Origin of the sequence: Bradyrhizobium betae (assembly GCF_008932115.1) — a bacterium.
In the GTDB taxonomy this organism is placed as follows: Bacteria; Pseudomonadota; Alphaproteobacteria; order Rhizobiales; family Xanthobacteraceae; genus Bradyrhizobium; species Bradyrhizobium betae.
Map to the genome: position 1 here is coordinate 5,821,377 of NZ_CP044543.1, position 19,272 is coordinate 5,840,648.

Annotated in this window: 22 protein-coding genes; 17 read left to right on the forward strand and 5 right to left on the reverse strand. The window is 65.5% G+C overall.

Going from position 1 to position 19,272, the window contains the following annotated elements; all coding sequences use genetic code 11:
* Window positions 1–110 precede the first annotated feature (110 nt).
* Window positions 111–893 carry a 3-oxoadipate enol-lactonase gene (gene pcaD, locus F8237_RS27975; RefSeq protein ID WP_151649428.1) on the reverse strand — a complete coding sequence of 261 codons (783 nt, stop codon included), beginning with the start codon at window positions 891–893 and terminating at the stop codon, window positions 111–113.
* 28 nt (window positions 894–921) lie between these two features.
* A complete protein-coding gene (locus F8237_RS27980) occupies window positions 922–2,277 on the reverse strand; it encodes a 3-carboxy-cis,cis-muconate cycloisomerase (RefSeq protein ID WP_151649429.1) in 1,356 nt (451 codons plus the stop codon).
* A 184-nt stretch (window positions 2,278–2,461) separates the two neighbouring features.
* Between F8237_RS27980 and F8237_RS27985 the strand changes: the two genes are divergently transcribed.
* The 12 genes from F8237_RS27985 to F8237_RS28040 all read left to right on the forward strand — a co-directional run bounded on the left by F8237_RS27985 (window position 2,462) and on the right by F8237_RS28040 (window position 12,949).
* The gene (locus tag F8237_RS27985; protein WP_015685124.1) at window positions 2,462–2,908 is read left to right on the forward strand and encodes an SRPBCC family protein; all 447 of its coding nucleotides are present in this window, start codon (window positions 2,462–2,464) and stop codon (window positions 2,906–2,908) included.
* 135 nt (window positions 2,909–3,043) lie between these two features.
* On the forward strand, window positions 3,044–3,529 hold the full coding sequence (locus F8237_RS27990; protein WP_151649430.1) for a (2Fe-2S)-binding protein: 486 nt from the start codon (window positions 3,044–3,046) through the stop codon (window positions 3,527–3,529).
* 33 nt (window positions 3,530–3,562) lie between these two features.
* Window positions 3,563–4,369 carry an FAD binding domain-containing protein gene (locus tag F8237_RS27995; RefSeq protein ID WP_151649431.1) on the forward strand — a complete coding sequence of 269 codons (807 nt, stop codon included), beginning with the start codon at window positions 3,563–3,565 and terminating at the stop codon, window positions 4,367–4,369.
* Window positions 4,370–4,433: 64 nt separating this feature from the next.
* Window positions 4,434–5,342 (forward strand): AAA family ATPase, encoded by a 909-nt coding sequence (locus tag F8237_RS28000; protein WP_015685126.1) that lies wholly within the window; start codon window positions 4,434–4,436, stop codon window positions 5,340–5,342.
* Window positions 5,343–5,481: 139 nt separating this feature from the next.
* Window positions 5,482–6,684 carry a vWA domain-containing protein gene (locus F8237_RS28005; protein ID WP_015685127.1) on the forward strand — a complete coding sequence of 401 codons (1,203 nt, stop codon included), beginning with the start codon at window positions 5,482–5,484 and terminating at the stop codon, window positions 6,682–6,684.
* A 10-nt stretch (window positions 6,685–6,694) separates the two neighbouring features.
* The gene (locus F8237_RS28010) at window positions 6,695–7,018 is read left to right on the forward strand and encodes an XdhC family protein (protein ID WP_015685128.1); all 324 of its coding nucleotides are present in this window, start codon (window positions 6,695–6,697) and stop codon (window positions 7,016–7,018) included.
* A gap of 2 nt (window positions 7,019–7,020) precedes the next feature.
* Window positions 7,021–7,722, forward strand: coding sequence for an XdhC family protein (locus F8237_RS28015; protein ID WP_151649432.1), 702 nt, complete (start codon window positions 7,021–7,023; stop codon window positions 7,720–7,722).
* Window positions 7,719–9,320 (forward strand): NTP transferase domain-containing protein, encoded by a 1,602-nt coding sequence (locus F8237_RS28020; RefSeq protein WP_151649433.1) that lies wholly within the window; start codon window positions 7,719–7,721, stop codon window positions 9,318–9,320. The genes F8237_RS28015 and F8237_RS28020 overlap by 4 nt, the downstream gene beginning before the upstream one ends.
* A gap of 219 nt (window positions 9,321–9,539) precedes the next feature.
* Entirely contained in the window at window positions 9,540–9,929 is a 390-nt protein-coding gene (locus F8237_RS28025; protein WP_007602435.1) for a DUF4189 domain-containing protein, read from the forward strand.
* A gap of 139 nt (window positions 9,930–10,068) precedes the next feature.
* Window positions 10,069–10,479 carry a DUF2000 family protein gene (locus F8237_RS28030; protein ID WP_151649434.1) on the forward strand — a complete coding sequence of 137 codons (411 nt, stop codon included), beginning with the start codon at window positions 10,069–10,071 and terminating at the stop codon, window positions 10,477–10,479.
* Window positions 10,480–10,622: 143 nt separating this feature from the next.
* Window positions 10,623–11,648 carry an alcohol dehydrogenase AdhP gene (adhP, locus tag F8237_RS28035; protein ID WP_151649435.1) on the forward strand — a complete coding sequence of 342 codons (1,026 nt, stop codon included), beginning with the start codon at window positions 10,623–10,625 and terminating at the stop codon, window positions 11,646–11,648.
* Between the two features lie 20 nt (window positions 11,649–11,668).
* A complete protein-coding gene (locus tag F8237_RS28040) occupies window positions 11,669–12,949 on the forward strand; it encodes a family 4 glycosyl hydrolase (RefSeq protein WP_151649436.1) in 1,281 nt (426 codons plus the stop codon).
* Between the two features lie 11 nt (window positions 12,950–12,960).
* Here the strand turns inward: F8237_RS28040 and F8237_RS28045 are convergent, their stop codons facing one another.
* The 3 genes from F8237_RS28045 to F8237_RS28055 are packed head-to-tail and all read right to left on the reverse strand — an operon-like array spanning window position 12,961 to window position 14,198.
* Entirely contained in the window at window positions 12,961–13,389 is a 429-nt protein-coding gene (locus tag F8237_RS28045; RefSeq protein ID WP_151649437.1) for a GFA family protein, read from the reverse strand.
* 12 nt (window positions 13,390–13,401) lie between these two features.
* Window positions 13,402–13,866 carry an SRPBCC family protein gene (locus F8237_RS28050; RefSeq protein ID WP_151649438.1) on the reverse strand — a complete coding sequence of 155 codons (465 nt, stop codon included), beginning with the start codon at window positions 13,864–13,866 and terminating at the stop codon, window positions 13,402–13,404.
* Complete coding sequence (locus F8237_RS28055; protein ID WP_014494205.1) at window positions 13,863–14,198, reverse strand: ArsR/SmtB family transcription factor; 336 nt, start codon at window positions 14,196–14,198, stop codon at window positions 13,863–13,865. Before F8237_RS28055 ends, F8237_RS28050 begins: the two co-directional genes overlap by 4 nt.
* A 113-nt stretch (window positions 14,199–14,311) precedes the next feature.
* Between F8237_RS28055 and F8237_RS28060 the strand changes: the two genes are divergently transcribed.
* Genes F8237_RS28060 through F8237_RS28080 form a run of 5 tightly spaced genes read left to right on the forward strand, consistent with a single transcriptional unit; the run spans window position 14,312 to window position 19,211 of the window.
* Window positions 14,312–14,998 carry a TetR/AcrR family transcriptional regulator gene (locus tag F8237_RS28060; protein ID WP_151649439.1) on the forward strand — a complete coding sequence of 229 codons (687 nt, stop codon included), beginning with the start codon at window positions 14,312–14,314 and terminating at the stop codon, window positions 14,996–14,998.
* Entirely contained in the window at window positions 14,995–15,783 is a 789-nt protein-coding gene (locus tag F8237_RS28065; RefSeq protein WP_151649440.1) for an HlyD family secretion protein, read from the forward strand. The genes F8237_RS28060 and F8237_RS28065 overlap by 4 nt, the downstream gene beginning before the upstream one ends.
* Window positions 15,780–16,712 (forward strand): ABC transporter ATP-binding protein, encoded by a 933-nt coding sequence (locus tag F8237_RS28070; RefSeq protein ID WP_151649441.1) that lies wholly within the window; start codon window positions 15,780–15,782, stop codon window positions 16,710–16,712. Before F8237_RS28065 ends, F8237_RS28070 begins: the two co-directional genes overlap by 4 nt.
* Entirely contained in the window at window positions 16,709–17,872 is a 1,164-nt protein-coding gene (locus tag F8237_RS28075; RefSeq protein ID WP_151649442.1) for an ABC transporter permease, read from the forward strand. The genes F8237_RS28070 and F8237_RS28075 overlap by 4 nt, the downstream gene beginning before the upstream one ends.
* A gap of 31 nt (window positions 17,873–17,903) precedes the next feature.
* Window positions 17,904–19,211, forward strand: a complete 1,308-nt coding sequence (locus F8237_RS28080) for an adenylate/guanylate cyclase domain-containing protein (protein ID WP_151649443.1) — start codon at window positions 17,904–17,906, stop codon at window positions 19,209–19,211.
* Window positions 19,212–19,272: the final 61 nt, after the last annotated feature.

Below are 19,272 nucleotides of genomic sequence, written 5' to 3' on the forward strand. Positions count from 1 at the left end.
TCATTCCGGGGCGCCTCGGAGAGGCGAACCCGGAATCTCGAAGTGACGAAATGCGGATCGAGATTCCGGGTTCGATGCTTCGCATCGCCCCGGAATGACGATGGACGTGGCTAGCGCTGCGTCAGGAATCCCACCACCGCGTCGGTGAACGCGTGCGGCTGCTCGACATTTGAAATGTGGGCGGCGTCGATGATGGTCATGCTGGCGCCGGGAATGTTGGAGCGGATCAGTTCGCCCGCCGCGATCGGCGTCGCCTGATCGTGGCGGCCGGCGATCACCAATGTCGGGCTCTTGATCTTCGGCAGCAGCGCGCGCTGGTCGAGCGTGGACAGCGCTTCGCAGCAGGCCAGATACCCCTCGACGGGGGTGGCGAGCAGCATCGCCTTCATCTTCGCGGTGATGTCGGGCTCGCGCTCGCGGAAATCCTGCGTCAGCCAGCCCGCGATGACGGCATCGGCGACCGCGGCGATGCCGCCCTTCTTCACGGCGTCGATGCGCTCCAGCCATTTGGTCGGCTCGGCATAGTAGCAGGAGGTGTTGGCGAGGATGAGCTTGCCGAATCTTTCAGGTGCGTTGGCGCCCAGCCATTGCCCGACCATGCCGCCCATCGACAGGCCGCACCAATGCACCTTCTCGATGTTGAGGTCGTCGAGGATCGCCAGCACGTCGCGGCCGAAGCGCTCCATCGTATAGGGCGCGGGCGGAACGTTGGACTTGCCGTGGCCGCGACGGTCGTAGCGGATGACGCGGAACACCTGCGTCAGCGCCTTCATCTGCGGCTCCCACATCTGCAGCGTGCAGCCAAGCGAGTTGGAGAGCATCAAGGTCGGCCCGCCGTCGCGGCCCTCGACGGAGACGTTGATCAGGCAACCGTCGGCATCGATCATGGGCATGCGGCGTCTCCGTTTTATTTTCGCGCTTCTATTCGCGATCGAGGCTGTCGAGCAGGCGGTCGATCAGCGCCTGCGAAGCCCCTTGATAGGCCATCGGCTCGAACAATGCCGCAATTTTTTCCGGCGTAAGATGTGCCGTGACGAGCGAATCGGCCGCGAGAATTTCGCGCAAATGCTTCTTTCCGGCAACCGCACGCTTGTTCGCGGCCTCGATCAGATGATGCGCATCGCTCTTGCCGATCTTGTCGGCCAGCGCGAAGGTGACGGCCTCGGCCATGATCAGTCCGTGGGTCGCGTCGAGATTGCTGCGCATGCGCGCGGCGTCGACTTCCAGCCCTTCGGCGATGTCGACGATGGCGGCAAGCGCGCCCGAGGTGACCAGCATCAATTGCGGCAGCGTCGGCCATTCTGCGTGCCAGGGGCCGGCGCTTCGCTCGTGATCCTGCACCTGGGCCGCAAAGATCGTCGCGGCGAGCTGTGGGGCCATGGTCGCGCAGCCCAGAGCGCTTGCGGCGGCGACCGGATTGCGCTTGTGCGGCATGGTCGAGGAGCCGCCGCGGCCTTCGCCGGCGGGCTCGAACGCTTCGCCGACGTCGGTCTGCATCATCAGCGAGACGTCGCGTGCGATCTTGCCGCAGCTGCCGGCGAGAATCGCAAGACATGAGGCCGCCTCCGCGATCCGGTCGCGGTGGGTGTGCCAGGGCGCTTCGGGCAGCGGCAGATCCAACTCCTGCGCCAGCCGTTCGGCGACCGCGAGCCCCTTGTCGCCGAGGGCGGCAAGCGTGCCGGCGGCGCCGCCGAATTGCAGCGCGAGGCCCTCGCGGCGCAAGCGCCGCAGGCGGCAGCGGGCGCGGGCGAGGCTTGCGGCATATTCGGCGGCCTTCAGCCCGAACGGCATCGGCAGCGCGTGCTGGAGCCAGGTCCGTGCCACCATCGGGGTGTTGCGGTGGCTGCGCGCCAGCCCGGCAAAGCCCTTGATGGCGCGGCCGAGGTCGGCGTCCAGCGCATCGATGCCGGCGCGAAGCGTCAGCATGGTCGCGGTGTCGATGACGTCCTGGCTGGTCGCGCCCCAATGCACGTAGCGCGCGGCCTCTGCATCGGCCTTGCCGACATGGGCGGTCAGCATCTTGACCAGGGGAATGGCGAGGTTGCCGGAGCGCGTCGCAGCCTCGGCCAGGGCGTTCCTATCGAAGGAATCGGCCTTGCAGGCAGCGCTGATCGGGCCCACAGCGGAGCCCGGAATCACGCCCGTGGCGGCCTCGGCCCGCGCCAGGGCCGCCTCGAAATCGAGCATGTTCTGCAGGGCGGACCGGTCGTCGCAGACGGCTCGCATGGCCGCGCTCGACAGCATCGGCGCCAGCAGGGGGGAGAGGGCTGTGCTCATGTTGCGCAAGTCCTGGGGGGAGACCTAACCATCATGCCCCGGCTCTGCCAATCCCCGACCGTCCGCACAAGGCTTTTTGCAGTTGCGAATATGCATTGCACGTGACCGAGGGCCACCCTTTCCTTTGCGGCCTCCGTGCGTTACTTGAGCAATATTATTCTGATGTGATCCCGGGAGGCACCCCATGGCCATGACAATGAACGGCGAAGTCCAGCTTGCGGCGCCGCGCGAGGCCGTATGGGAGAAGCTCAACGATCCCGCGGTGCTGAAGGCCTGCATCCCCGGCTGCGAGGAGCTGGAGAGGACCGACGATGGCGGCTTCCGCGCAACGGCAAAAATGAAGGTCGGCCCGGTGTCGGCCCGCTTCAAGGGCAAGGTCACGCTGAGCGATCTCGACCCGCCGAACGGCTACAAGATCTCCGGTGAGGGCGAAGGCGGGGTCGCCGGATTCGCCAAGGGCGGTGCAGTGGTCAAGCTGGCCGAGAAGGACGGCGGCACGCTGCTCTCCTACGAAGTCGAGGCGCAGATCGGCGGCAAGTTGGCGCAGCTTGGCCAGCGCCTGATCAACGGCACCGCCAAGAAACTGGCCGACGAATTTTTCGCGAACTTCGCCAAAGCGGTACAGGGCTGAAGGCTATCGCCTTTCGTCATGGCACCTTGCGTCCGGGGCGATGTTGCCCCCGGGCATAATGGCCCATATGATGGGTTGGAATAATTATAAGAACCGCTTCGACGGGACCCGTCGGGGCGCTGATAGAGAGTGCTTATGGCAAAAATCTCCCTCATCGTGAACGGCAATCCTGTTACGGCCAATGTCGATCCCCGCACCCTCCTGGTGCAGTTCCTGCGCGAGAATTTGCGTCTGACCGGCACCCATGTCGGCTGTGATACGTCGCAGTGCGGCGCCTGCGTCGTGCATCTCGACGGCAAGGCCGTGAAGTCCTGCACCACGCTGGCCGTGATGGCCGACGGCCACGAGGTCAAGACGATCGAGGGGCTGGCCGCCGACGGCGCGCCGCTGCATCCGATGCAGGAGGCCTTCCGCGAGCACCACGGTCTGCAATGCGGCTTCTGCACGCCGGGCATGATCATGACCGCGGTCGACATCGTCCATCGCAAGGGCAACGAGCTCGACGACCATACGATCCGGGAAGAACTAGAAGGCAATCTGTGCCGCTGCACCGGCTACCAGAACATCGTCGCCTCGATCTCCGCCGGCGCCAAGGCGATGGCGAAATCCGATCTCGCCTAAACCGCGCAACGATCCCGCGATCAGGACATTCAGATGTACGAATTCAAATATCATCGCCCCGGGACCGTGCGGCAGGCCGCCAATCTCCTGGTGAAGAACGAAGACGCCAAGCTGGTCGCCGGCGGCCACACGCTGATTCCCGTGATGAAGCAGCGCCTCGCCAGCCCGCCGCATCTGGTCGACCTCTCCCACATCGAGGGGCTCAACGCGATCGAGATGAAGGGCCGCGCGCTCGTGATCGGCGCCACCGCCAAGCATGCCGAGGTCGCAGGCTCCGCGATCGTCGGTGAGGCCATCCCGGCGCTGGCGAATCTCGCCAGCCAGATCGGCGATCCCGCCGTGCGCCACAAGGGCACGATCGGCGGCTCGCTCGCCAACAACGATCCGACCGCCGACTATCCGGCCGCCGTGCTCGCGCTCGGCGCCACCATCGTCACCAACAAGCGCCGCCTCAAGGCCGAGGAGTATTTCCAGGGCCTGTTCACGACGGCGCTCGAAGCCGACGAGATCATCACCAAGGTGATGTTCCCGCTGCCGAAGAAGGCGGCCTACATCAAGTTCCGCAACCAGGCCTCGCGCTATGCGCTGGTCGGCGTGTTCGTGGCGCGGCGTCCCTCCGATGTGCGGGTTGCCGTCACCGGCGCCGGCTCCGAAGGCGTGTTTCGCGTCACCGCGTTCGAGGAAGCCCTGAAGAAGCGGTTCTCGGCGAAGGCGCTCGACGGCATCGAGGTGCCGGCGGACGGCCTCAACAGCGACATTCACGGCAGCGCCGAATACCGTGCGCACCTCATCGGGGTGCTGACGCGGCGCGCCGTCGATGCCGCCAATGCCAAGGAGTGAGTGATCCTCACGATCTGGCCCAATACTTGCCCCCGGTGAGGGCGTAAGCAAGACTGGCTCTTTCATGACTCTTGTTGCCCTGCCGGCATCGGTCGATGCGATGCTCGAACTTCTCACTTCGCGCGGTTATCTCGCGGAGCGGTCGCTGGCGACGGTGACGTACCTGTCGCTGCGGATGGGCCGGCCGCTGTTCCTCGAGGGCGAAGCGGGCGTCGGCAAGACGGAGATCGCGAAGGTGCTGTCGGCGGCGCTGGGGCGCAAGCTGATCCGCCTGCAGTGCTACGAAGGCCTCGACGTCTCCTCCGCGGTCTACGAGTGGAACAGCGCCGCGCAGATGATCGCGATCCGGATGGCGGAAGCCGCCGGCGATACCGATCGCGACCAGCTCTCGTCCGATATCTTCGCCGACCGCTACATGATCAAGCGGCCCTTGCTCCAGGCGCTGGAGCCCGATGTCGCGGGGCCGCCGGTGCTGCTGATCGACGAGCTCGATCGCGCCGACGAGGCCTTCGAGGCTTATCTCCTGGAAATCCTCAGCGACTTCCAGGTGACCATTCCCGAGTTCGGCACGGTGAAGGCGCCGAGCCCGCCGATCGTCATCATCACCTCCAACCGCACCCGCGAAATCCACGACGCGCTGAAGCGGCGCTGTCTCTATCACTGGGTCGATTATCCCGCCGCCGAACGCGAGCTCGCCATCGTCAAGACGCGCGTGCCCGGCATCTCCGCGAAGCTGTCGCAGCAGGTGGTGCGGTTCGTGCAGGCGCTGCGCAACCAGGACTTCTACAAGTCGCCGGGCGTTGCCGAGACCATCGACTGGGCGACCGCGCTGTCGGAGCTCGACGCCCGCTCGCTGACCCCGCAAGTGGTCGGCGACACGCTGGGCGCGCTGCTCAAGTACCAGGACGACATCACCCGCATGCAGGGCGACACCCTGCAGAAGGTGCTGAAGGAAGCGACGAGCGAGAATTGATCTCGCGCCACAACTGAGCTCGTCATTCCGGGGCGCGCCCTTGGGCGCGAGCCCGGAATCCATACTCCCGATCGTGGTTATGGATTCCGGGCTCGCCGCTTGCGCGGCGCCCCGGAATGACGAGAAGATGAGTACCCCCATGGCCATCAACCACCTTGCCCCCGAGCAAACCGAGCAGTTCGCCGACAACATTGTCGGCTTTGCCCGTGCGCTGCGTTCGGCCGGCATGCCGGTGGGGCCGGGGGCGGTGATCGACGCCATGAGCGCGCTGCAGGTGATCGACATCGGCAACCGCGCCGATGTCTTCACCACGCTGGAGGCGATCTTCGTCAAGCGGCATGAGCATGCGCTGATCTTCAAGCAGGCTTTCAACCTGTTCTTCCGCGCCTCGGAAGAGTGGAAGCACATGCTGGATTCGGTGCCGTTGCCGGACCAGGCCAAGAAGAAGCCGCAGGCCGGCTCCCGCCGCGTGCAGGAGGCGATGTCGCAGCCGCGGATGACCGAGACGCCGCAGCACCAGGAGCAGGATCTGCGTCTGTCGGTCTCCGACAAGGAAATCCTTCAGAAGAAGGATTTTGCCCAGATGAGCGCGGCTGAGATCACCGAAGCCCTGCACGCCATCGAGCGGATGCGGCTGCCGCAGGCCGAGCTTCTGACGCGCCGGCACCGGCCCGATCCACGCGGGCTGCGTCTCGACCTGCGCCGCACGCTGCGGGCATCGCTGCGCACCGGCGGCGACATCATCGACATCCATCGCCTCGGGCGGATTGAGAAACCGGCGCCGATCGTCGCGCTGCTCGACATCTCGGGCTCGATGAGCGAGTACACCCGCCTGTTCCTGCACTTCCTCCACGCCATCGGCGACGCTCGCAAGCGCGTTTCGGTGTTCCTGTTCGGCACCCGGCTGACCAACGTCACCCGCGCGCTGCGGCAGCGCGATCCGGACGAGGCGCTGGCGAGCTGCTCGGCCTCGGTCGAGGACTGGGCCGGCGGCACGCGGATCTCGGCCTCGCTGCACAACTTCAACAAATTGTGGGCCCGCCGGGTGCTGAGCCAGGGCGCCATCGTGCTCCTGATCTCCGACGGGCTGGAGCGGGAGGCCGATTCCAAGCTGGCCTTCGAGATGGACCGGCTGCACCGCTCCTGTCGCCGGCTGATCTGGCTCAACCCGCTGCTCAGGTTCGGCGGCTTCGAGGCCAAGGCCCAGGGCATCAAAATGATGCTCCCGCACGTTGACGAATTCCGCCCGGTACATAATTTGAGTTCGATCCATGAGCTGATCAGCGCGCTCTCCCGGCCGCTGCCGCCGCAACACCGCAGCCTGATCCGCTCCGCAGCCTGAGAGGCCACCCATGCTCGATCGTGACGAGGATATCCTGAAGGCGGCGGAAGACTGGCAGAAGGCCGGCCATGGCGTCGCGCTGGCGACCGTCGTGGAGACCTGGGGCTCGGCGCCGCGCCCCGCCGGCTCGAGTCTCGTCATCAACGACGACGGCACCTTCCTGGGGTCGGTCTCCGGCGGCTGTGTCGAGGGCGCCGTGGTTACCGAGGCCATGGACGTGATCCAGAGCGGCAAGCCGAGGATGCTGGAGTTCGGCGTCGCGGACGAGACCGCCTGGAATGTCGGGCTGTCCTGCGGTGGTACCATCCGCGTCTTCGTCGAGAAAGTCGGCTAGCCGTGAAGCTCGCGATCCTGCACGAACTCAATGCCGAGCGCGCCGCGCGCCGGCCGGTCATTCTGGTGACGGACACCGAGAGCGGCGAGCAGCGCCTGGTGAAGGCGAGGGACTTTGCCAAAGACCCGCTGGGCGCCGAGCTGGACAAGCAGCTTCGCATGGGCAAGAGCGCCAATGTCGAGGCCGGCGGCAAGAAACTGTTCCTCAACGTCTACGCGCCGACCGCAAAGCTCGTCATCGTCGGCGCGGTCCATATCAGCCAGGCCCTGGCGCCGCTGGCCCGATCGCTCGGCTATGACGTCACGGTCGTCGATCCGCGCACGGCCTTTGCGAGCCCGGAGCGCTTCCCCGACATCCCGCTGGTCGCAGAGTGGCCGGACACGGCGCTGCCGCCGCTGAACGTCGACCATTACACGGCTTTCGTCGCGGTGACGCACGATCCGAAGATCGACGATCCGGCACTGCTGCACGCCTTCGAACGCGACTGTTTCTATATCGGCGCGCTCGGTTCGCGGAAGACTCACGCCAAGCGTGGCGACCGGCTGCGGGCGCAGGGCGCAAAGGACTCCGACATCGCGCGGATCCACGCGCCCATCGGCCTTGCGATCGGTGCGGTCTCGCCATCCGAGATCGCGGTGTCGATCATGGCCGAGATCACGGCGGTGCTCCGCCTGTCACCAAAACAAAAAGAAGAAGCGGCATGAAGTTCGGACCGGCGAGCCCCAAGGATGCGATGGGCGGGGTGACCGTCCACACCCTGCGCCAGGGACCGCTGGTGCTGAAGAAAGGCACGACCATCGGTCCGGCCGAGGTCGAGTCGCTCCAGCGCGCCGGCATCAAGGATGTCGTGGTGGTGCGCATGGAGGAGGGCGATGTCTCCGAGGACGTCGCGGCCGCCAGCATCGCGCTGGCCGTCGGCGGCGAGGGCATTCACGTCGAGCGCGCTTTCACCGGGCGTGCCAACCTGTTCGCCGCGCGCCCGGGCGTTCTGGTGATCGACCGCGCCGCGGTGGACCGCATCAACAATATCGACGAGGCCATCACCTTTGCGACGCTGTCCGCCTACAAGCCGGTGGTCGAAGGCGAGATGGTCGGCACCGTCAAGATCATCCCGTTCGGCGTCGAAGGACATCTGCGCGATGCCGCGGTGAAGGCGGCGGGCCACGACGTGCTGAAGATCGCGCCCTACGTGATCAAGCGCGTCGGCATCGTCTCGACCCTGCTGCCGGGCCTGTCCTCCAAGGTGATCGACAAGACGCTGCGCGTCACCGCCGAGCGGCTCGCGCCGGCCGGCGCCGGCATCATCGCCGAGCGGCGGGTGCAGCATGAAGAGCGCGCGCTGTCGGCTGCGATCAAGGAATTGCTCGGCCTCGGCGCCGAGCTCGTGATCGTGTTTGGTGCCTCCGCGATTGCCGACCGCCGCGACGTGATTCCGGCGGCCGTCACCGCTATCGGCGGCGAGATCGAGCATTTCGGCATGCCGGTCGATCCCGGCAATTTGCTGCTGATCGCGCGTGCCGGCGGCGTGCCGGTGCTGGGCGCGCCGGGCTGCGCGCGCTCGCCGGTCGAGAACGGGTTCGACTGGGTGCTGATGCGACTGCTCGCCGGCATCAAGGTGACGCGGTCCGAGCTGATGGGCATGGGCGTCGGCGGCCTCCTGATGGAGATCGTGACCCGGCCGCAGCCGCGCGCCAAGCCCGAGATCGAGGGCAATAACGTCGCGGCCATCGTGCTCGCGGCGGGGCGCTCGACCCGGATGGGCGGGCCGAACAAGCTCCTGGCCGAACTCGACGGCAAGAAGCTGGTGCGCATTGCCACCGAGCAGGCTCTTGCCTCGAAAGCATCCGAGGTGATCGTCGTCACCGGCCACCAGACCGAGCTGGTCGAGCAGGCGCTCGAAGGCTTGAAAGTGAAATTCGTCCGCAATCCGGATTTCGCCGGCGGCATCGCGAGCTCGGTTAAGGCCGGCATCGCCGCCGTGCCGGAGACGTGTGACGGCGCGGTGGTCTGCCTCGGCGATATGCCGTTGATCGAGGCCGGCCTGATCGACCGCCTCATCGACGGCTTTGCGCCAGACCGCGGCAATCTGATCGTCGTGCCCGTCAGCGAAGGCCGCCGCGGCAACCCCGTGCTGTGGGCGCGCCGATTCTTCAGGGAATTGATGACGCTCGACGGCGACGTCGGCGCGCGGCATTTGATCGCGAGGCACGCGGAAGCGGTCGCAGAAGTCCCAGTCGACGGCGAGGGCGCCTTCCTCGACATCGACACCCCGCAGGCGCTGGAAGCGGCACGGCGGGGATAGTGCAGTGGTGTCGTAGGGTGGGCAAAGGCGCGCAGCGCTGTGCCCACCATCTCTTCATGCAGTGATCTACAATTGGTGGGCACGCTTCGCTTTGCCCACCCTACGGCGCCAATCCACCCTACGGCATCTCCTCAATCGTCCGACTTCAACTCCCCGTTCACCATCTGGAAACGACCGCCGCTTACAGTCCTCACCACCTGCCTGGGGGAGGGGTTTTCCATGGCTTCGAACGTCGTCGCGCGCCGCTGCGCGATGTTTTTCTTTGCGTTGTCGGTTTGTGTTGCGGGTGCCCGCCACATCACGGATGCTCACGCCGCCGGCGCGTTTGCGGTCGGCAAGTGCGGCGCCTATGGCCAGGCCTTTGATTACGGCGCCGAGCATGACGCCCGCGCCGCGGCGCAGAAGCAGTGCAAGGGCGATTGCACGACCGTGACGATGAAGCGTGCCTGCGCGGCGATGTCCGTCGATCTGTCCAATCCTTGCGGCGCTTACGGCTACGCGGTCAAACCGAAGATATCCGCCACGCTCAATGCCGCCACGCGCGAATGCTACAAATACGGCGGCAAGGAATGCGTGATCCGCGCCTGGGCCTGCGACGCCAAGGGTTGATTCTTAGCGCGCTGATTCCTCTTGCTGTCATTCCGGGGCGATGCGTAGCATCGAGCCCGGAATCCATAATCACCATCGGGCGTCTGGATTCCGCGCTCGCGCCAAGCGGCGCGCCCCGGAATGACAGTTGGGGAGTTGCATGCAGTTCGACACCAAGATCGCCATCGTGATCCGCACCGATCTTCAGGCCTGGCAGAAGCTCAACGTCGCGGCCTTTCTCACCAGCGGTATTGCGGCGGCGTTTCCGGAATGCATCGGCGAGCCCTATGAGGACGCCTCGGGCACGCAATACCACGCGCTGATCGGCCAGCCGATCCTGATCTATGGTGCCGACGGTCCCGCGCTGTCGCGCGCGCTCGACCGTGCGTTGACGCGCAACGTCAAGCCGGCGCTCTATACCGAAGACATGTTCAAGACCACGCATGACGCCGCCAATCGCGAGGCGGTCAAGGCGGTGGCACGCGCGGACCTCAATCTAGTCGGAATCGCGCTGCGCGCCGAGCGCAAGGTGATCGACAAGATCGTCGACGGGCTGAAGTTCCATAGCTGACGCGATCTGCACGTCGCGCCGCGCTGTCATCGCGTTGTCACGATCGCACGGGCGCTGCGGAAACTTTGTGCGGTTTGACTCCAATCAAGGGTGAGCCGTCGGGCCGGGCTAGTCTGCTCCACATATTGCAATGGAGCAGACAGATGCCGACCATGAAAGCCGCTATCGTCAGACAATTCGGCAAGCCGCTGGTGATCGAGGACGTGCCGGTGCCGCAGCCGGGTCCCGGCGAGGTGCTGGTCAAGGTGAAGGCTTGCGGCGTCTGCCACACCGATCTGCACGCCGCCTCCGGCGACTGGCCGGTGAAGCCGGTACCGCCCTTCATCCCCGGCCATGAAGTGGCCGGCATCGTCGCCGCGCTCGGGCCCGGCGTGAAAAATCTGAAGGTCGGCGATGCCGTCGGCGTCGCCTGGCTGCACGATGCCTGCATGTCCTGCGAATATTGCGAGACCGGCTGGGAGACGCTGTGCGAGCACCAGCACAACACCGGTTACAGCGTGAACGGCGGTTTCGCCGAATATGTCATCGCTTCGGCCGCCTTCGCCGCAAAGCTGCCCGCGACGGTCGATTTTGCCGCCATCGCGCCGATCCTCTGCGCCGGCGTCACCACCTACAAGGGTCTGAAGGAGACGGATGCGCGGCCCGGCGAATGGGTCGTGATCTCGGGCGTCGGCGGGCTCGGTCATGTCGCGATTCAATACGCCAAGGCAATGGGTCTCAAGGTCGTCGCCGTCGATATCGCCGAGGACAAGCTCAGGCTCGCGCGCGAGACCGGCGCCGATCTCGCGGTCAATGCGCTCGAGGCCGATGCCGTCGACAAGGTGCTGGCGGCGACCGGGGGCGGGGCCCACGGCGTGCTGGTGACGGCGGTCTCGACCGCCGCCTTCGCGCAGGCGCTGAAGATGGTGCGCCGGAAGGGCACCGTCAGCCTCGTCGGCCTGCCGCCGGGCGAATTCCCGACGCCGATCTTCGACGTCGTGCTCAAGCGCATCACCGTGCGCGGCTCCATCGTCGGCACAAGGCGCGATCTTGATGAAGCCATCGCCTTCGCCGCCGACGGCAAGGTCAAGGCCGAGGTGACGAAGGTGCCGCTGGAGCAGATCAACGACGTCTTCGAGCGGATGAAGGCCGGCAAGATCGACGGCCGCATGGTGCTCGACTTCGGCTAATCTCCGGCGGGGAGCAGAGTATGGCCAAGCCAACGAAGATCGTCTTTCTTGGCGCGAGCAGCGCATCCTTCGGGATGAGCATGTTCCGGGACCTGTTCTCGACCCACGATCTGGCCGGTTCCACATTGGTGCTGGTCGGACGAAATGTCGACCGGCTCGACCGGTCGACGCGGCTCGCGAAACTGCTCAACGCGAAATCCGGCGCCGGGTTTGAGATCGAGGCGACGACGGATTGGCGCGCGGCGCTCGACGGTGCCGAGTTCGTCGTGCATTCCACCGCGATCGATCGCAATCGGTTGTGGCGGCTCGATTTCGAGATTCCACGCAAGTTTGGCATCCATCACACGCTAGGTGAGAACGGCGGACCCGGCGGTCTTTTCTTCACACTGCGCACCTTGCCGGTGGTCTTCGACTTCGTGCGAGAAATGGAGCTCCGCTGCCCGCGCGCGACCTTCATCAACTTCTCCAATCCGGAAAGTCGCATCATCCTGGCGCTCGGCCTGTACAGCAGGATTCGCAACCTCGGCCTCTGCCACGGAATATTTCTTGCTCGCGGCAATGTCGCCCGAATTTTGGGAATGCCGGAAGACCGGGTGGATGTGTGGGGGGCAGGCCTCAATCACTTCCAGTGCTTGAGCGAAATTCGAGATCGTGAGACGGGCGAGGACCTCTATCCGCTGTTGCGTGAGAAGGAGAGAGATTTCGATCCCACCTTCTGCCCCCTGACGCGCAAATTGTTGCATGCCTTCGGCTACTGGCTCGGCTGTGGCGACAGTCACGTCGGCGAGTATCTCTCGTTCGGATGGGAGGCCGGCGAGGGCGGCTACGATTACGACTGGGACGAGAGTGAACGCACGAAGCTGACCCGATTGATCGATGACGTGCTCGCAGGCCGGACCGAGGCGCCGGACTGGTGGTCGGTGCCCTCAGGAGAGCGCGCGATCAGCATCATAGTCGCCATGGTTCATAACCGTAAGCAACTCATCGAGTCCGCCGTCATTCACAATCGGTACGTGATCCCGAACCTGCCGGCCGATGCTGCGGTCGAAGTGCCGGTGGTGGCAGATATCGCGGGCATCCACCCTGTCTCGCTCGGGCCGCTGCCCGACGGAGTGGCCAAGCTGATGACGGTCCAGGTTCAGGTCCAGCAGATGGCCGTGGAAGCGGCGATGCACGCATCGAAGGAAATGGCGCTGCAAGCGTTGCTGCTCGACCCTGTCATCCATTCCGAGCAGGCCGCACGCGGCCTGCTGGATGAGCTGTGGGAGATCAACCGACCGTACATCCGGGCATGCATCTGACGTCGACCGTCTCAGCGCGCCGGATCTCGCGCCGGCGGCATGCCTGCGAACTTCGGCAGACTGGGATCGAGGTGATCCCAGCCATATCCGCGCGCGGCGTAAGTCACCACCTGCGGCTTGTAGCGGGCGGGCTCGTCGAGGCTTGCGGCGCGGATGGTGAAGATGTCGGGCATCGCCGCGAATGTCATGTAAACGGGCAAGCCGCACTGGGGGCAGAAGCTCCGCGTCTTCACATTGCCGCTGTCGCCGACCATGTCCCAGTGCTTCGCCTCGCCGGTCACCGTGACGCCGGCGCGCGCGAAAGTGGCGTACGAGCCGTGGCCGCTGCCGCTGTCCCGCTGGCAGTCCCGGCACTGGCAGTGATTGCTGAACACCGGCTCACCCGGAATCGAATAGCGGATCGCGCCGCAGGCGCAGCCGCCGGCATAGGGCTTGTCCATCGCGATGACGCCTTACTTTTCTTCGCTGCTGATGTTGTCGAGTTGGTGGACGACCTTCTTCCAGCCTCCGCTCATGCCCGTGTAGGCCGACTCGTTCCTGGGCAGGACGAAGCCCGCATGAACCAGGCGGATCCGCGTGCCGGCTTCGACCGGTGTGAGGGACCAGGTGACGACGGTGTCGAGCGGCGCGCCATAGCCGGTGTTGCGCGCGTCGCCGCCTTTCCATGCGTAGACGAGGCGGCGGTTCGGGACGACCTCGAGAACCCGGCAATGAATGACGCCGTCCCAGTTGCCGCCCGGCGTGGTCTGGTAGGTGAAAATGTTGCCTTCGACGGCCTCGAAACCGGTCGGCGGCATCAGCCAGCGCGCGATCAACTGGGCGCTGGTCAGCGCCTTCCAGATTGCCTCGGGCGGGTGAGGGAAGACCTCGTCGATGACGATGTCCCTTGTTTCAGCTTTCAACTCGGGCGCACTCACGGATCGATCTCCTTCAAGAGGTCACGCAGGTTCTGGAAGCGCTCGCGCCAGAACACGCCGTAATGGTCCATCCAGGTGACCAGCGGCTCGAGTCCTTGCGGCGCGGCGCGGTAGTAGACGTTGCGGCCCTCGGCGCGCTCGGCAACGAGGCCGGCCTGCTTGAGGGACTTCAGGTGCTGCGAGATCGCGCCCTGGGTGACGCCGCTGCCGCGCGTCAGCTCGGCGACGCTGATCTCCTTGCTCTCGAACACGCGCTCGAACACGGCCCGGCGGGTCGGATCAGCGAGGGCGCGCATCACGGTGGTGACGGGATTGGGGGTGGCTTCGATCATGGAAATAAATTAGTAAGAGCTAATGCATTAGTCAATACTAATTTGTTGCCGCTCCTCCGTCCCATCATCCACATCTATTTGACCATGACTGACCAGTCAGTCATATATTATAAATGACCAAAAAGCCGTCCAGCGCCGTCACGTCATCTGGAGCGAGGGCAAGGACCTCGCCCGCGGCCGGCGAGGCGGCCCCAGCCTCGAACCGCGCCACGCGCGCGGCCGAGCGGCGCGCGGCGATCGTGGACGCGGCGATGGAGGAGTTCATCGCGCGCGGCTTTGCCGCGACCCGGCTCGACGACATCGCAAAGCGGGCTGGCGTCGCCAAGGGCACGATCTACCTGCACTTCAAGGACAAGGAATCGATGTTCGAGGAGCTGGTGCGGACTGTGATCGTGCCGGTGGTGGCGCGGCTGACTGCGCTGCCGCCGCCGACCGGCTCGGTGCGCGACCTGATCGAGGCCTTCGCCGGCAACTTCCTCAAGGAGGTGATCGGCACCAGGCGCGGCGATCTCGTCCGTCTGATCGTGGCGGAGGGGCCGCGCTTTCCCTCGATCGCCGATTTCTATTACCGCGAAGTCGTCTCACGTGGGATCGCCGCCATGCGCGCGCTGATCGAGCTCGGCATTGCCCGCGGCGAGATCCGCGAGAAGAACCTCGCGCGCTACCCGCAGATCCTGGTCGCACCCGCGATGATCGCGGTGATCTGGCAGAGCCTTTTCGCGCGGCACGCGCCGCTCGACGCGCAGGACATGCTGCGCGTCCATCTCGATTTGATTTTTGGCGAACGGAGGGCGACATGAGGTCGTCGCAGAAAATTTTCAGACTTGCACTGACCGCCGCGCTCGCCATCGGCCTTGCCGGTTGCAAGGAGAAGCGCGATCCCGGCTTCCAGGGCTGGGTCGAGGCCGACATGATCTTCGTCAGTCCGGACGAAGCCGGCCGGGTGACGAAGCTTGGAGTTCGCGAGGGTGACCAGGTCAAGGTCGGCGATGCCATCTATTCCGTCGACGACGATCTCCAGCTCGCCGATCTCAACCAGAACAAGGCGACGCTGGCGAACGCGCAGCAGACCTATGACCGCGCCGCTTCGCTGAGCAAGACCGGCTCGGGCACCCAGGCCAATCTCGACTCCGCCGTGTCGGCCCTGCGCGTGGCGGAAGCGCGGGTGGCGACGTCGGAGACGCGACTGGCGCGGCGCAGGGGCTTCGCGCCCGTCGCCGGCACAATCCAGCAGATCTATTTCCGCGAGGGCGAGATGGTGGCGGCGCAGCGGCCGGTGCTCTCGATCATGCCGCCGGGCAACATGAAGCTGCGCTTCTTCGTGCCGGAGACCGAACTGCCGAAGCTTGCGATCGGCGACACGGTGCGCGTCGCCTGCGACAATTGCGCGGCCGATCTCACCGCAAAGGTCTATTTCATCGCGACATCGGCTGAATACACCCCGCCGGTGATCTACAGTCTCGATGAGCGCAACAAGCTCGTCTATCTCATCCAGGCGCGGCCGTCGCGGCCCGATGCGCTGCGCGTGGGCCAGCCGATCGACGTCTATCTCAATCCCAAAACCCCGGTGGCGGACAAGCGATGAGCGGCGAGAGCGGCATCGCGATCGACGTCAAGGGCCTGACCAAGTCGTTCGGTGGCCGCGAGGTCGTGCACGATCTGTCGATGCAGGTGAAGCGCGGCTCGATCTACGGCTTCCTCGGCCCCAACGGCTCGGGCAAGACCACGACCATCCGCATCCTCTGTGGTCTGCTCACGCCCGACAGCGGCGAGGGCACCTGCCTCGGCTTCGACATCCTGAAGGACTCCGAAAAGATCAAGCGGCAGGTCGGTTACATGACCCAGCGCTTCAGCCTCTACCAGGACCTCTCGGTCCGCGAGAATCTGGAATTCGTCGCGCGGCTCTATGGCCTGCGCGATGCGCGCGGCGCTGCGCGCGAGATGATCAAGCGGCTCGGATTGTCGGGCCGCGAGGAGCAGCTTGCGGGCGAGCTCTCCGGCGGCTGGAAGCAACGGCTGGCGCTGGGGGCCTGCACGCTGCCCAGCCCGAAATTGCTGCTGCTCGACGAGCCCACCGCCGGCGTCGACCCCAAGGCGCGGCGCGATTTCTGGAACGAGATCCACGCGCTCGCGGCCGACGGTCTCACCGTGCTGGTCTCCACCCATTACATGGATGAAGCAGAGCGTTGCCACGAGATCGCCTATATCGCCTACGGCCATCTGCTTGCGCACGGTACGGTAGAAGAGGTGATCGCGAAGTCGGCGCTCTCGACCTACACCGTGACGGGCGAAAACCTCAACGAGCTCACGGCCGCGCTTGCCGGCAAGCCCGGCGTGGACATGGTGGCGCCGTTCGGGACCTCGCTGCACGTCTCCGGCCGCGACGTCGCCGCGCTCGAATCCAGCATCGCGCCGTGGCGCGAGCGCAGCAGCCTGCACTGGCAGAAGTCGCCGCCATCGCTTGAAGACGTGTTCATCGAGCTGATGGGCCGCTCCAAGGACAATTTTCAATGAGCGCCGTCGATCAACCGGCCCCGGTGCATGAACTCCGCGAGCGCTTCGGCTTCCTGCGGCGTTCCTATGCGATGCTGATCAAGGAATTCATCCAGCTCAAGCGCGACCGCGTCTCGTTCGCGATGATCGTGATGCTGCCGGTGATGCAGCTCCTGCTGTTCGGCTATGCCATCAACACCACGCCCCACAATCTGCCCAGCGCGGTCTTGTTGCAGGAGGATAGCGATCTCGCCCGCTCGGTGCTGAAGGCGATGGAGAACACCGCCTATTTTCGCTTCCTTTACGAGGTGCACGACGTCGAGGATTTCGACAATCTGCTGAAATCTGGCAAGGTGCTGTTCGGCGTCGAGATCCCGCGCGGCTTCGAGCGCGCGGTGCGGCGCGGCGACAGGCCGGCGCTGCTGGTTGCGGCCGATGCCACCGATCCGGTCGCTGCGAGCGCCGCGATCGGCTCGCTCGGCATGGTCGTGCAGACCGCGCTCCAGCACGATCTCTATATCGGCGATCCCCCGGGGATGCCGTTCGAGATCCGCGCCCATGCACGCTACAATCCGGCCGCGTCCTCCAGCCTCAACATCGTGCCGGGCCTCGTCGGCACCATCCTCACCATGACCATGCTGATCTTCACCGCGCTCTCGGTCACGCGCGAGGTCGAGCGCGGCACCATGGAGAGCCTGCTGTCGATGCCGATCAGGCCGGTCGAGGTGATGTTCGGCAAGATCATCCCCTACGTGCTGGTCGGCTTCCTCCAGGCCTTCCTGATCATCGGCATCGGCGTGGTCCTGTTCGGCGTGCCCGTGTTCGGAAACCTGTTCCTGCTGGCGCTGCTCTCGACGCTGTTCATCACCACCAACCTCTCGATCGGCTACACCATCTCGACGCTGGTGCAGAACCAGCTCCAGGCGATGCAGATGTCGATGATGTTCTTCCTGCCGAGCATTCTGCTCTCCGGCTTCATGTTTCCGTTCGCCGGCATGCCCGCCTGGGCGCAATATGTCGGTGAGTGCCTGCCGCTGACGCACTATCTGCGCATCGTCCGCGCCATCATGCTCAAGGGCGCGAGCATGCAGAATTTGCACTTCGACACGCTGGCGCTGGCGACCCTGATGCTGGTCGCCATGACCGTCGCCGTGACACGCTTCCGCCGCACGCTGGATTGAGGCAAGATGCCCCTGAATCGAAGGGGGCGGAATGGTCAGCTTTGCGAGCAGGAAGAGCCGGCAGCATGCCGTCTTGTCGGAGGATTTCGAGCGCGAGCTGACGCGGGAAGTGCTGCGCACCGAGCTGTTGCGGGTGCGGGCGCTGATCGCGACGGGGGGCGTCATCATTCTTTTTCTGACCGCGATCTACCTCGTGGCCCCCGATATCGTAAACCGGGTCTGGCGCGGGGCGAGCGGGCTCGCCGAAGTCTATGGCCTCCTGACCGGCTTCATCCTGTTCGAGGCCTGGGTGCACAGCCAGATCCGGAAGAACCTCAGGCTGGATCGCGATCTTCCGGTGATCAGGCGCTATGTCGGCGCGCTGATCGAGACGTCGGTGCCGACGATCATTCTGCTTCTCGAGATCCGCAACATGGGAGCAAGCCAGGCGCTCGGCTTCGTCGTGCCGCTGGTCTATTTCATCTTCGTCATTCTCTCGACGCTGCGGCTCGATTTCCGGCTGTCTGCGTTCACCGGTTTTGTCGCCGCGGCTGAGCTCTTCGCCGTTGCGCTGGTCTACGATCCCACCAGCGCTGCGGGCGAGCCGCAGATCTATTTCCACGCGGTGCGCAGCACCATCATCCTGATCTGCGGCGTGCTCGCGGGCTCCGTCGGTGCGCAGCTGCGGCGGCAGTTCGCCGCGAGCATCGCGGCCGCTACCGCGCGCGACCGTGTCACCAATCTGTTCGGCCAGCACGTCTCGCCGCAAGTGGTGGAGCGGTTGATGGCGGCGGGGACGAGCACGGCCGGCGACCTGCGCCGCGTCGCCGTGATGTTCGTCGATTTCCGCGGCTTCACGGCGGGCGCGCAGTCGCGCACGCCGCAGGAAGTGGTGGACCGGCTCGACGGCGCCTTTGCCGTCCTGGTCGACATCCTCGACCGCGAGGGCGGCATCGTGAACAAGTTTCTGGGCGACGGCTTTCTCGCGCTGTTCGGCGCGCCGCTGGAAGCCTCCGACGCCGCGCATCGCGCGGTCGCGGCCGGCCGCGAGATGCTGACCGCGATGGAGCGCATCAACGCCCAGACGAGCTGGCCGCTGCGCATCGGCATCGGCATTCATTTCGGCGAGGTCGTCGCCGGCAATATCGGCTCGCCCCGGCGCAAGGAATACACGGTCATCGGCGACACCGTGAACTTCGCTTCGCGCCTGGAGGCGCTGAACAAGGAATTCGGCTCGCAGCTCCTGATCTCCGCGACGGTGCGCGAGGCGCTCGGCGACGACGGCAAGGATGCCGTCGCGCTCGGCGAGGTGGAGGTGCGCGGCTACGAGCAGAAAGTGGCTGTGTTTCAGTTGGGGTGACGCGTTTCGAAACGAGCACGCTTATATATTTGATTGCCGGGCTTCGCGTCCGACGTTCCGA